This is a genomic window from Streptomyces sp. DSM 106670 (genome assembly GCF_055792845.1).
This window is the reverse complement of sequence record NZ_CM147704.1, coordinates 3,347,287-3,359,704: the sequence shown is the minus strand read 5'-3', so window position 1 is coordinate 3,359,704 and position 12,418 is coordinate 3,347,287. Positions and strand designations below refer to the sequence as shown.

General features: G+C 73.5%; 10 protein-coding genes. 6 read left to right on the top strand and 4 right to left on the bottom strand.

The genetic code is table 11. From position 1 onward, the window contains the following. Nucleotides 1–236: 236 nt before the first annotated feature. Nucleotides 237–836 (bottom strand): TetR/AcrR family transcriptional regulator, encoded by a 600-nt coding sequence (locus ACSMXR_RS14820; protein WP_376188787.1) that lies wholly within the window; start codon nt 834–836, stop codon nt 237–239. A 90-nt stretch (nt 837–926) separates the two neighbouring features. On the opposite strand from ACSMXR_RS14820, the gene ACSMXR_RS14815 reads away from it, so the two are divergent. Further along, on the top strand, nt 927–2,138 hold the full coding sequence (locus tag ACSMXR_RS14815) for an FAD-dependent monooxygenase (protein ID WP_473172064.1): 1,212 nt from the start codon (nt 927–929) through the stop codon (nt 2,136–2,138). Further along, the gene (locus ACSMXR_RS14810) at nt 2,135–2,596 is read left to right on the top strand and encodes an LIC_13387 family protein (protein WP_473172063.1); all 462 of its coding nucleotides are present in this window, start codon (nt 2,135–2,137) and stop codon (nt 2,594–2,596) included. The genes ACSMXR_RS14815 and ACSMXR_RS14810 overlap by 4 nt, the downstream gene beginning before the upstream one ends. 134 nt (nt 2,597–2,730) lie before the next feature. Here the strand turns inward: ACSMXR_RS14810 and ACSMXR_RS14805 are convergent, their stop codons facing one another. Further along, complete coding sequence (locus ACSMXR_RS14805) at nt 2,731–3,909, bottom strand: Lrp/AsnC family transcriptional regulator (protein ID WP_473172062.1); 1,179 nt, start codon at nt 3,907–3,909, stop codon at nt 2,731–2,733. Between the two features lie 59 nt (nt 3,910–3,968). Here ACSMXR_RS14805 and ACSMXR_RS14800 point away from each other — a divergent pair, with 59 nt between their 5' ends. Both ACSMXR_RS14800 and ACSMXR_RS14795 read left to right on the top strand, forming a co-directional pair. Beyond that, on the top strand, nt 3,969–5,216 hold the full coding sequence (locus ACSMXR_RS14800) for a M20 metallopeptidase family protein (protein WP_473172061.1): 1,248 nt from the start codon (nt 3,969–3,971) through the stop codon (nt 5,214–5,216). Further along, on the top strand, nt 5,213–6,670 hold the full coding sequence (locus ACSMXR_RS14795; protein WP_473172060.1) for an MFS transporter: 1,458 nt from the start codon (nt 5,213–5,215) through the stop codon (nt 6,668–6,670). Before ACSMXR_RS14800 ends, ACSMXR_RS14795 begins: the two co-directional genes overlap by 4 nt. Before the next feature lie 128 nt (nt 6,671–6,798). Here the strand turns inward: ACSMXR_RS14795 and ACSMXR_RS14790 are convergent, their stop codons facing one another. Further along, entirely contained in the window at nt 6,799–7,551 is a 753-nt protein-coding gene (locus ACSMXR_RS14790) for an SDR family NAD(P)-dependent oxidoreductase (RefSeq protein WP_137234112.1), read from the bottom strand. A gap of 140 nt (nt 7,552–7,691) precedes the next feature. Here ACSMXR_RS14790 and ACSMXR_RS14785 point away from each other — a divergent pair, with 140 nt between their 5' ends. Beyond that, nucleotides 7,692–8,327 (top strand): TetR/AcrR family transcriptional regulator, encoded by a 636-nt coding sequence (locus tag ACSMXR_RS14785; protein WP_137234111.1) that lies wholly within the window; start codon nt 7,692–7,694, stop codon nt 8,325–8,327. A 621-nt stretch (nt 8,328–8,948) separates the two neighbouring features. Here the strand turns inward: ACSMXR_RS14785 and ACSMXR_RS14780 are convergent. Next, complete coding sequence (locus ACSMXR_RS14780; protein WP_364885098.1) at nt 8,949–9,650, bottom strand: HAD family hydrolase; 702 nt, start codon at nt 9,648–9,650, stop codon at nt 8,949–8,951. Between the two features lie 172 nt (nt 9,651–9,822). On the opposite strand from ACSMXR_RS14780, the gene ACSMXR_RS14775 reads away from it, so the two are divergent. Next, nucleotides 9,823–12,411, top strand: coding sequence for a bifunctional FO biosynthesis protein CofGH (locus ACSMXR_RS14775; RefSeq protein WP_473172059.1), 2,589 nt, complete (start codon nt 9,823–9,825; stop codon nt 12,409–12,411). The last annotated feature ends 7 nt before the right edge of the window (nt 12,412–12,418 follow it).

The following is a 12,418-nucleotide window of genomic DNA, read 5'->3' as shown; positions in this document are numbered from 1 at the left end:
GGCCACCCCAGCCCGTCCGGCGTTTGAGGACGGAACCCTTGCCCCCACCCAGCCCGTCCGGCGTTTGAGGACGGAACCCTTGCCTCGGAGGGCGTGAAGCTCACAGGGACCTGGGGCTCGGCACCCCGTCATGTCACCCAGGCCCACCTGGACGGTTCCGTCCTCAAACGCCGGACCGGCTGAAGGGCCGCGCGCGACGCCGGACGGGCTGAAGGGCCGCGCGCGTTCTCGTGCCCTCAGGGGGCGAGCAAAGCGGTGAGCATCCGCCGTACGGCCAGGGTCAGTTCGGCCGGGTCCGGCGCCGGGCGGCTCGCGGCCGGGGCGCCGGCGATGCGGTCGTACAGCAGGCCGTCGGTCCAGGCCACGAGCAGGTCCGCCGCCTGTTCCGGATCGGCGGCGCCGAGCGACGCCAGCAGGGCGGCGGCCCTGGCGCGTGCGGCGCGGCCGGCGGTCTCCAGGTCGGCGCGGAGTTCCGGGCGGCGGGTCGCCTCCAGGCTCAGCTCGAAGCGGGCCAGTTGGCGGTCCCGTCCCTTGGTCAGCCAGTGGTGCAGCAGCGCGGCCAGGGCCTCGGCGGCGGAGTCCGGGTCCGGGGTGCCGTGCCGCTCCTCCCAGCGGTCCACGTCGGTGACCGTCAGCGTGGCCAGGCGGAGGTAGCAGGCGCTGATCAGGGCGGATCGCGTGCGGAAGTAGTACGACGTACTGCCGGCGGGCAGCCCCGCCGCCGTGTCGACCGCGCGGTGGGTCAGGCCGCGCAGACCTGCGGCGGCCACCGTGGCGATGGCGGTGTCGGCGATCAGGTCCCGGCGGTCGGGGAGGGGAGCAGGCATGGTCCGCACTCTATAGGTGTAGAGTGCGAGCCATGATCCTCTACAGGTGTAGAGGGTGCGCGTGGGGAGGCGATCCTTGTGGGTGTTCGTCATGCTGTCGTGGCCGGAGGCGGGATCGGCGGCCTGACCGCCGCGGTGGCGCTGAGCCGTCGCGGATGGCGGGTGACCGTGTGTGAACGGACCTCGGCCCTCACGGGGATCGGGGCGGGCATCGTGCTCGCCCCCAACGCCCTGCGTGCCCTGGAGTCGATCGGCCTGGGGCCCGCGGTGTCGGCGGGCGAGCCCCTGGCCGGTGTGCTCGGACTCCGTACCCCCGACGGTGCGTGGCTGAGCCGGACCGGCGCCACGGCCTCCCGCTACGGGCTTCCCGCCCGTGCCGTGCACCGCGGCTTCCTGATCGACACCCTCGCCGCCGCCCTGCCGCCCGGCGCGCTGCGCCTCGGCGTCTCGGTGGGCGGGGTGGACGAGGCCGCCGAGGGTGCGGTGGTGGTGCGGACGTCGGTGGGGGAGCTGCGGGCCGATGCCGTCGTGGCGGCCGACGGACTGCGCAGCGCGCTCCGGGGACAGCTCTTCCCCCGGCACCCCGGTCCGCGCTACGCCGGTGAGACCGGCTGGCGGGCGGTGCTGTCCGGCGCCGGCCTGCCCGCGCTCCCGGCCGCCGAGACCTGGGGGAGGGGGGAGCGGTTCGGGATCGTCCCCCTCGCCGACGGCCGGGTCTATGTGTACGCGACCGCTGTCACCGGCCCCGGTACGCGGCCGGCCGACCACCGTGCGGAGCTGATCCGGCGCTTCGGCGCCTGGCACGATCCGATCCCGGCACTGCTGGACCGGCTGGACCGGCGCGAGCCCGACCCCGTGACCGTCCTCCACCACGACTTCCACGAACTCGTGGTGCCCCTGCCCCGGTTCCACTCCGGCCGGGTGGCCCTGCTCGGCGACGCCGCCCATGCGATGACACCCAACCTGGGCCAGGGCGGCTGCCAGGCCATCGAGGACGCGGTCGTCCTGGCGCACCTCCTCGCGGGCGACACCGGCGTACCGGCCGCGCTCGCCGCCTACACGGCGGCCCGGCACGGGCGAACGACGCGGATCAGCCGCCTTTCCCGGCGCATGGGGGGCCTCGCCCGGCTCTCCCATCCCCTGGCGGTCTCCGTCCGCAACTTCGCCGTACGGGTCACACCGTCGGTGGTCACGACACGAGGGCTGGACACGCTCCTCGGCTGGCAGCCCCCGCCGGGCCCGGACCCGGCGCTCGGTTCGGCCCAGGCCCCACGCCAGTCCGTCGACATCGAGGAGGAGCAGCAGCGATGAACACCGCGATCCCCGCCCGGACTTCCACCGGAGCGGACCCCGTACGGCCCTTCAGGATCGGCGCGTACGGATTCGTCGTCCTCGGGGCCGGTCACCTCGCCTTCGTCGCCGCAACGGCCTCGGCCACCCCGACCCCCGAGCAACGTACGGCCGACGCGGCGATGCGGGAGTCCACCTTCACCCTGCTCGGCCTGGAGCGCACCACCCTCGACGTCACCCACGGCATGAGCATCGCCATGGCTCTCTTCGTCATCGCCTGCGGTCTGCTGATGCTCGCCGCCGTCCGCCAGGCCCCCGACCTCGTCCGGCGGCGGACCGCCTTCGGCCGGGTGTCCCTGGTGGCCTCCCTGGCCGCCCTCGGGCTCGCGCTGCTCCTGCTGCCCGCCCCGCCGATCGTCGTCCTGCCCGTCACCAGCTACGCGTTCGCCCTGTCGCTGCGGAGAGGAGCCGCGGACTGACGTACGGGCGGGGGCCCATAAAGCCTGTCCGGGGTTTGAGGACGGAACCCTTGCACCGGAGGGCGTGAAGCTCACAGGGCCCTGGAGCTCGGCACCCCGTCATTTGGCCCAGGGCCACCTGGACGGTTCCGTCCTCAAGCGCCGGACGGGCTGGAAGGGCCGCGCAGCCGGCTGGAAGGGGCGCCCGGCCCCGACCGCAGCCGCTCCAGCAGGTCCCCCTCCGCCCGCTCCGCCACCGGGTCCTCCCAGAACCGCACCGGCACGCCCCGCAGATGGCGTCCCTTCGGATCCAGGATCTGGCCCGCCAGCTTCAGCGGCCACAGCGTCACCGCCCGGTCGGCGATGGCGAGTTCGGGGAACCGGGCGCCGAGCCGGGCCTCGAACGTGGCGATGTCCTCCGCCGAGCGCAGCCAGACCGTCAGCAGCAGGTTGTACGGGCCGGACAGCGAGGCGCACAGCCGCATCTCGCGCAGGCCGATCAGCTGCGAGGCGATCCTGGCGGTCTCCCCGGGCGGGGCGATCCCCCACATCGTGACGGAGACCGGCCAGCCGGAGAGGTAGCGGGCGACCTCGCAGCGGTAGACGAGGGCGTCCTCGCGGTGCATGCGCTCCAGCCGCCGCCGGACCGTGCTCGCGCTCACCCCCGTACGTTCCGCGAGGCGCGCGGCCGGCTGGCGGCAGTCCTCGGCGAGCAGCATGCACAGCCGGGTGTCCAGCTCGTCCGGGGACGGCAGACCGCGCCGGGGCGCCGGGTGCGGGCGGCCCCGGGTCAGCTCGGACCGGCCGTCCGGGTCCAGCCGGTCGAGCCGCCACCGGCTGCCCTCCGCGTGGACGGCGGTCGCGATCTGGGAGCGGGTGGCGGCGACCCCGGGCAGCGTGTCGAGCCGGAAGCCGACGTACCGGGCGAGAGCGGCCTGGTCGGGGAAGGCCGCCGTGAGGATCAGGTCCCGCGAGCCGGTGACGTGGTCGACGGTGATCAGGTGCGGGTCGTCCGCGATCTCGACCGCCACGTCGTGCAGGGCGCCCGCCGCGCAGTCCACCTCGATGAACGCGACGATCGGCACGGCGGGCCCCACCGCCACCGTGTAGCAGCTCAGCCACGCGTGCCCGGCCTCGGTGAGCCGGTTCCAGCGGCGGGCGGCGGTCGAGGCGTCGACCCCGAGGACCTTCCCGATCTGCTGCCACTCGGCGCGGGGCGAGGTCTGGAGCGCGGTGATGAGGAGGTAGTCCAGCTCGTCGAGAACGGGCTCCGGGCCGCCGGACGCGGCGGCGTCGGGCGCGACGGTGGCGGATTTCTGCGCCGAGTGTGCCATCCGTGCACCTTCCCTGCGGACGATCATGAGGTGAGGGGGGTGCTCCGCACCATACGCCCATGTCCTTGCTGCACGACGCCCACGCCCTCGCCCCCGCCCTCACCGCCCTGCGCCACGCCCTGCACCGCGAGCCGGAACTCGGCCTCGACCTCCCCCGTACGCAGGCCAAGGTCCTCGCCGCCCTGGAGGGCCTCGGCCTGGAGACCACCCTCGGTACGGGCCTGAGCTCCGTCACCGCCGTGCTGCGCGGCGGCCGCCGCGGCCCCGCCGTCCTGCTGCGCGGCGACATGGACGCGCTGCCGGTCCAGGAGGAGACCGGACTCCCGTACGCCTCCGTCCTCGACGGCCGCATGCACGCCTGCGGCCACGACCTCCACACCACCGGCCTCGTCGGCGCCGCCCGGCTGCTGGCCGCCCGGCGCGAGGAGCTGGCCGGGGACGTGGTGTTCATGTTCCAGCCCGGCGAGGAGGGCCAGGGCGGCGCGAAGATCATGATCGACGAGGGGGTCCTCGACGCGGCGGGGGAGCGGGTCGTCGCCGCGTACGCCCTGCACGTCGTCTCCACCGGGGCCCCGACCGGCTTCGCCGCCACCCGCCCGGGACCGATGCTCGCCGCCTCCGACGCGGTCCACGTCACCGTGCACGGCCGGGGCGGGCACGGTTCGTCCCCGCACTCCGCGACCGACCCGGTGCCCGCGATGTGCGGCATGGTCACCGCGCTCCAGACCCTCGTCACCCGCGAGATCGACATCTTCGACCCGGCCGTCGTCACCGTGGGCCGGCTCCACGCGGGTACGGCCGCCAACGTCATCCCCGCCACCGCGCACTTCGACGCGACGGTCCGCACCTTCTCCGACACCTCCCACGCCACCGTCCGCGCCGCCTTCGAACGGACCGTGCACGGGGTGGCCGCCGCCCACGGCGTACGCGCGGAGATCGACTACGTCGAGCAGTACCCGCCGACCGTCAACCACACCGACGAGGCCGCCTTCGCCCTCGCCACCGCCCGCGACATCCTCGGCGCCGACCACGCTTTCGAGGCCCCGAAGCCGATGGCCGGGTCCGAGGACTTCTCCTTCGTGCTGCGCGAGGTGCCCGGCGCGTTCGTCGGGCTCGGCGCCTGCCCGCCCGGCACCGACCCGGCCGCCGCACCGATGAACCACTCGCCGCAGGCGGTGTACGACGACGGCGCGCTGCCCCACGCTGCGGCCCTGCTCGCGGGCCTGGCCCTGCGCCGCCTGGCCGCAGCCGCTTCGGCCGCTGCTCTCCCCTCTCCGCTGACCGACGAGGAGCCCGCCCGCCCATGACCGCCACCGCCCCCGGGCCGGCCGCCGCCCTGCCGCCCGCCGCGCCCCGTTCCGTCACCGCCGTCGTCGGCCTGCTGATCTTCTTCGAGGTGATGAGCGGCTTCCTCCAGGTGGGCCTGGCCCCGCTGCTGCCGGACCTCGCCGACCATCTGGGCATCGGCTCCGCCGACCTCAACTGGGTGGTCTCCGTACAGCTGTTGGCCGCCGCCGTGTGCGTACCGCTGTTCGGCCGGCTCGGCGACCTGTACGGGCACCGCCGAATGCTCAGGATCGCGCTGGCGCTGATCGCGGCCGGCACGGTGGTGGTCGCCCTCGCCCCCGGTTACGAGATCCTGCTCCTGGGCCGGCTGCTCCAGGGTCCGATCGCCGCTCTGCTGCCGCTGGAGATCGCCCTCGTGCGGGACCGGCTCCCGGTCGCCGACGCGCGCCGGGCGATCGCCCGCCTGGTCGGGGCGCTGACGCTGGGAGCGATGGCCGGGGGTGTGGTCATGGGCCTCGTCGACTCCGCGTTCGGCGATCTGCGCCTGACGCTCCTGGTCCCGGCGGTGCTCGCGGTGGTCTGCGTGCCGGTCTCCTTCGTCGCCGTACCGGAGTCGGCGGGCCGCACCGGCGGCCGGGTCGACTGGGCGGGCGTGACGCTGCTCAGCGCCGCGATGCTCTCCCTGCTCGGCGGGGTCGGCGGCGCGGAGGGCGGCTCCTGGCTCGCGGCGCGGGTGCTGGGCCCGGTCCTGCTCGGGGCGGTGCTGCTGGCGGTGTGGGTGGCGGTCGAACTGCGCAGCGCGGAACCGCTGGTCGACGTCCGGGCGCTGGCCGACCGCCGTACGGCCCCGTTCTACGCGGCCGCGTTCCTGTTCGGCGTCTTCTTCTTCGGCAGCCAGGCCCCCAACTCCACGTTCTACGCGGCGGATCCGGACGTGACGGGGTACGGGTTCGGGCACGGCGCGCTCGCGATCTCCCTGGTTCTGCTGCCCGCGTCGGTCGGCAGCGTCATCGGCTCCCTGGGCACGGCCGCCGTCGCCCGCCGGATCGGCTACCGCCCCACATTGATGGGCGCGTTCGGCCTGGTGGCGCTGAGCTTCCTCCAATTCGCGGTGCTGCACGGCTCGGTGGGGCAGATGGCGGTGGGCTCGGCCTTCCTGGGCCTCGGCATCGGGCTGGCGCTGGGGGCCATGCCGACGGTGATCGTGGAGGCCACGGAGCCCGCGCGCACGGGGATCGCTGCCGCGCTCTACAACAACGTGAAGACCCTGGGCGGTGCGGTGGCGGGCGGCGTCTTCGCCTCGGTCCTGGGCGCGTTCACCGGGTCCGCCACGGGGGAGCCGAGCGAGGGCGGGTACGTGGCGGTGTGGGTGGTGGGGGCGGTGTGCGCGGGGGCGGCGGTCCTGATGACGCTACTGGCACGCCGAGAAGAGGCCCTCTTCCAGGGCGACCACTCCGGCCCGTCCGGCGTTTGAGGACGGAACCCTTGTGCGGGTGGGCGGTGCGGCGGCAGGGTCCTGGGGCACGAGGCCCCGTCGGCGGCACCCAGGTCCATCTGCACGGTTCCGTCCTCAAGCGCCGGACGGGCTGGAATGGCGCCTTGTCAGGCGGCGGCCGCCGGGGACTTCGGGGGCTCGACCGAGGTGAGGCCACCGTCCACCGGGATGACGGCCCCGTTCACGTACGAGCCACCGGGACCGGCGAGGAAGGCGATCACCTCGCTGACATCCTCCGGCACGGCGACACGGCGCAGCGGGATCAGCGGGACGTACAGGTCGAGGTACTCGGCCGGAGCGCTCGTGCGGACCGGGCCGGGCGCGACCGCGTTGACGCGCACCCCGGACGGACCGTACTCGGCGGCCCAGGAACGGGTCAGGGCGTTCACCGCCCCCTTGGTGGCGGCGTAGACAGCGTTGTACACGTCCCCCATCACGGCCGCCCCGCTGCTCACGTTGATCACGCTGCCGCCGCCCCGCTCGGCCATCTTCGGAGCCAGGGCGGCGGTCAGCGCGTAGACCGCCCGTACGTTGCCGTCGAGCATGGCGTCGTACTGCTCGGTGGTGATGTCGGCGCTGAGACCGAAACTGGCCCCGGCGGCGTTGTTCACCAGGATGTCCACGTCGCCGGCTTCCCGGACCAGCCGGGCCACGTCCTCCGGGTCGGTCAGGTCGGCCGCGATGAACCGGGCCGTGCCGCCGTCGGCCTCGATCCGGGCGACCACCTCGGCGCCGCGCTCGGCGTTGCGGCCGGTCACCACCACGCTCGCACCTCGCGCGGCCAGGGACCGGGCCGTCGCGCGGCCGATGCCGGTGGTGGAGCCGGTGATCAGGGCGGTCTTTCCGGTCAGCTCACTCATGTCGCGCTCTCTCTTTCTCACTGCGGGAAGGTGTCGTCCTAACAGGCCTCGACCAGCCGAAAATTCCGTACCAACCGATCGGTGCAGAATTACCGTAGCACTTTAGGACCGGTCGGTACCGAATCGCTATACTCGGTGGCATGGACACCCAACGGAGCGCGCCCGCGCCGGTCGGACGGCCCAGGGGCTTCGACGCCGACGAGGCCCTCGAGAACGCGATGCGGGTCTTCTGGCAGAACGGCTACGAGGGCACGAGCCTGCCCGACCTCACCGAGGCCATGGGGATCAGCCGCACCAGCATGTACGCGGCCTTCGGCAACAAGGAGGAGCTGTTCCGCAAGGCTCTGGCGCGCTATGCCGATGGCCCGGCCTCGTACGGTGCTGATGCGGTGGCCGAACCGACTGCCCACCAGGTGGCCACGGTCTTCCTCCGGGGCGCGGTCCGGAGCAGCACCCTGCCGGGCTACCCGACGGGGTGCCTCAGTTTGCGGGCCTCGTTGATCGGGGGCGAGAGCGGCCAGACGATCCGTGAACTGCTGGCGGCGTGGCGCGACGAGACGAGCGCCCTGTTGAGCGAGCGCTTCCGGCGTGCGGTGGACGAGGGCGACCTGGCCGCGGGGACCTCCCCGGACCTGCTGACCCGGTACCTCATGACGATCGGCAACGGCGTCGCGATCCAGGCTGCCGGCGGTGCCGAGCCCGCCGACCTCGAACGGATCGTCGGCGCGGTCCTGCAGAGCTGGCCGCCGAATCTCTCAGGGCCTGAGGAGCCGTAGCCTCCGCACCCGCCCCACCCAGCCGGTCCGGCGCACTCCAGCCCGTCCGGCGTTTGAGGACGGAACCCCTGCCCCCACCCAGCCCGTCCGGCGTTTGAGTAGCTGTTGTCTTTCCGAGCATGGTGGTTGGTTTTCTGCTGGTCAGGTGTAGGTCGGGGGCGTCGGCGGGAGGGAGGGGGTGTGGTGTCGTCTTTTCGGTGGGGGTGCTGGGATGCCGTCGGTGATGGGGTTGCTGGAGGAGCGTGAGCGGGTCGCTCGGTAGCGGGTGGAGTCTCTGCAGGCCGAGTTGCTTGAGGCGGAGGCCGTGTGTGAGCGGTTGCGGATCGCTCGGGAGACGGTCGGCGAGGTGCTGGCCGGTGATTGCGCTGGGGTGACCGTCGAGCCGGGGGTGGTGGTCGGTGCAACGGCTACTGAGGACGGAACCCTTGTGCGGGTGGACGGTGCGGCGGCAGGGTCCTGGGGCACAAGGCCCCGTCGGCGGCACCCAGGTCCATCTGCACGGTTCCGTCCTCAAGCGCCGGACGGGCTGAAAATGTGGGCCCGTGCGACGGCGGGGGACCTGGGTCCGCCTGCACGGTTCCGTCCTCAAGCGCCGGACGGGCTGAGAATGCCCACCCCGGTCTATCGCACCGACCGCAACGCCCCCCGCCGCACCCCCGTCGCCTCCGCCGCGGCGGGCGTCGGGGCCGGGGCCGTCAGCCCCGCCAACTCCGTCAACGCGTCGATGCGGAAGTCCGCCGTCTCCACCACGTCCGGATGCTCCGCCCACCAGTGCCCGTAAGGCCCCCGCCGCAGATGCGCCGTCCGCAGCCCCGCCGCCGCGGCCGGGAACAGGTCGTCGGCCGGGTGGTCGCCCACGTACAGCGTCGCCTCCGGGGCCGCGCCCGCCACCTCGGCCACCCGTGCGAAGAACTCCGGGTCCGGCTTCCGTACGCCCCACTCGTCCGAGGTGACCACCAGGTCGGCGGGCAGGTCCAGGGCCCGCAGCAGCTCCCCGGCCCGGACCGTGCCGTTGCCCGCCACCACCACCCGGATACCCGCGGCCCGCAGTTCGGCCAGCGCGGGCCGCACGTCCTGGTAGAGGTCCGACTCGTCGAGGTGCTCACCGCGCCCGGCGGCAGCCCGGGCCCGGTACGCCTCCTCGACGTCCATGTCGGGCCGCAGGATCCGCAGCGCGTCCGTGGCCTCGCGGCCCTGGGCGACGGCCGCGCCCACCAGCGCACCGAGCGTGTGCGGTGGTACGCCGAGCCAGTCGGCCCAGGACGCCCAGTGCCGGTCGTCGCGTACGAGGGTTTCGCCGATGTCGAGGACGATCGTTTCCATCACCGTCCCGACACTAAGCGGGAGGACACCGTCGGCGGGGTCTCATCCGGGTGAGTCGGCCCGCACGGGTGACCACCGGGTGACCGACGAGTGATCGGATACACCCCGCGGCCTGCGCATCCCGTACCCAGGCCCTGGTCCGGCGCACGCGCCTCGCTCGTATGCTCGGTTCATGACCGATCCTGATCCTCAGAGCGGACGTCCCACCTCCAACGCCATGCGGCGCGCGCTCAAACGTGCCCGTGACGGTGTCGCCCTCGATGTCACCGAGGCCGCCGTCCTGCTCCAGGCGCGCGGCGACGATCTGACGGATCTGGCCGCTTCCGCCGCCCGCGTCCGCGACGCGGGCCTGGAGGCGGCGGGCCGGCCGGGCGTGATCACGTACTCCCGCAAGGTCTTCATTCCGCTCACCCGCCTCTGCCGCGACCGGTGCCACTACTGCACGTTCGTGACCGTCCCCGGCAAGCTCCGCCGGGCCGGCCACGGCATGTTCCTCTCGCCCGACGAGGTGCTGAAGATCGCTCGCGAGGGTGCGGCGATGGGCTGCAAGGAAGCGCTGTTCACCCTCGGCGACCGCCCCGAGGACCGCTGGCCGGAGGCGCGGGAGTGGCTGGAGGCGGAGGGGTACGACGACACCCTCGCGTACGTACGGGCGATGGCGATCCGGGTCCTGGAGGAGACGGGTCTGCTGCCCCACCTCAACCCGGGCGTGATGACCTGGACTGACCTCCAGCGGCTGAAGCCCGTCGCGCCCTCCATGGGGATGATGCTGGAGACGACGGCGACCCGGCTGTGGTCCGAGCCGGGCGGCCCGCACCACGGCTCCCCGGACAAGGAACCGGCCGTCCGGCTGCGGGTCCTGGAGGACGCGGGGCGCTCCAACGTCCCCTTCACCACCGGCATCCTGATCGGTATCGGCGAGTCGTACGAGGAGCGCGCCGACTCCCTCTTCGAGCTGCGCAAGACGGCCCGCGCCTACCACGGCATCCAGGAAGTCATCGTGCAGAACTTCCGCGCCAAGCCGGACACGGCGATGCGCGGGATGCCCGACGCGGAGCTGGAGGAGCTGGCCGCCGCGATCGCCGTGGCCCGGCACATTCTCGGCCCCTCCGCCCGGATCCAGGCCCCGCCGAATCTGGTGGACGCCGAGTACGCGCTCCTCATCGGCGCGGGCATCGACGACTGGGGCGGGGTCTCGCCGCTCACCCCCGACCACGTCAACCCCGAACGCCCCTGGCCGCACATCGACGAACTGGCCGCGAAGACCGCCGAGTCGGGCTTCCGGCTCCGCGAACGCCTCACCATCTACCCCGAGTTCATCCTGCGCGGCGAGCCCTGGCTCGACCCCCGACTGCTCCCGCACGTCCGCGCGCTCGCCGACCCGGAGACCGGTCTCGCCCGCGAGGACGCGCTGCCCGTCGGCCTGCCCTGGCAGGAGCCCGACGAGGGGTTCACCTCCTCCGGCCGCACCGACCTGCACGCCACGATCGACACCGAGGGCCGCACCGGCGACCGCCGGAACGACTTCGACGAGGTGTACGGGGACTGGGAGGCGCTCCGCGAGGCGGCGGCCCCGGGCATGGTCCCGTCCCGTATCGACGCCGACGTACGCCAGGCGCTGAGCCAGGCCGCCGACGACCCGACGAAGCTCACCGACGACCAGGCCCTCGCCCTGCTCCACGCGGACGGCCCGGCGCTGGACGAGCTGTGCCGGATCGCGGACGCGCTGCGCCGGGACGTGGTCGGCGACGACGTCACGTACATCGTCACGCGGAACATCAACTTCACCAACGTCTGCTACACCGGCTGCCGCTTCTGCGCCTTCGCCCAGCGCCGCACCGACGCCGACGCGTACACCCTCTCGCTGGACCAGGTCGCGGACCGGGCGGCGCAGGCGTGGGACGTCGGCGCGGTCGAGGTCTGCATGCAGGGCGGCATCCACCCGGACCTGCCGGGCACCGCGTACTTCGACATCGCGCGGGCGGTGAAGGAGCGCGTCCCCGGCATGCATGTGCACGCCTTCTCGCCCATGGAGGTCGTCAACGGTGCGACCCGCACCGGCATGTCGATCCGCGACTGGCTGACCGCCGCCAAGGAGGCCGGGCTCGACTCGATCCCCGGTACGGCGGCGGAGATCCTGGACGACGAGGTCCGCTGGGTCCTCACCAAGGGCAAACTGCCCACCGCCACCTGGCTGGAGGTCATCAGAACGGCGCACGAGGTGGGCCTGCGCTCGTCCTCGACGATGATGTACGGCCATGTCGACCAGCCCCGCCACTGGCTCGGCCACTTCCGTACGCTGTCCCGACTCCAGCAGGAGACGGGCGGGTTGACGGAGTTCGTCACCCTCCCCTTCATCCACACCAACGCCCCGGTCTACCTCGCCGGCATCGCCCGCCCGGGCCCGACCGACCGCGACAACCGGGCGGTGACGGCGATGGCGCGGCTGCTCCTGCACCCGCACATCACCAACATCCAGACCAGCTGGGTGAAGTTGGGCACGGAGGGCGCGGCGGAGATGCTCCGCTCGGGCGCGAACGACCTGGGCGGCACGCTGATGGAGGAGACCATCTCCCGGATGGCCGGGTCGAGTTACGGCTCGTACCGCTCGATCCAGGACCTGAAGGCCATCGCCGACCTGGCGGGCCGCCCGTCCCGCCCGCGTACGACGCTGTACGGGGAGGTCCCGGCCGAACGGGTCGCGGCGGCCACGGCCTCGGACGGCCATCTGCCGGAACTGCTGCCGGTGCTGCCCAGCTGAGGGAGGG

Coding starts and splice junctions, on each gene's coding strand:
- ACSMXR_RS14790 (WP_137234112.1), bottom strand. CDS start 7,551: ATGAGTGAGCTGACCGGAAAGACCGCCCTGATCACCGGCTCCACCACC.
- ACSMXR_RS14785 (WP_137234111.1), top strand. CDS start 7,692: ATGGACACCCAACGGAGCGCGCCCGCGCCGGTCGGACGGCCCAGGGGC.
- ACSMXR_RS14810 (WP_473172063.1), top strand. CDS start 2,135: ATGAACACCGCGATCCCCGCCCGGACTTCCACCGGAGCGGACCCCGTA.
- ACSMXR_RS14805 (WP_473172062.1), bottom strand. CDS start 3,909: ATGGCACACTCGGCGCAGAAATCCGCCACCGTCGCGCCCGACGCCGCC.
- ACSMXR_RS14780 (WP_364885098.1), bottom strand. CDS start 9,650: ATGGAAACGATCGTCCTCGACATCGGCGAAACCCTCGTACGCGACGAC.
- ACSMXR_RS14775 (WP_473172059.1), top strand. CDS start 9,823: ATGACCGATCCTGATCCTCAGAGCGGACGTCCCACCTCCAACGCCATG.
- ACSMXR_RS14795 (WP_473172060.1), top strand. CDS start 5,213: ATGACCGCCACCGCCCCCGGGCCGGCCGCCGCCCTGCCGCCCGCCGCG.
- ACSMXR_RS14800 (WP_473172061.1), top strand. CDS start 3,969: ATGTCCTTGCTGCACGACGCCCACGCCCTCGCCCCCGCCCTCACCGCC.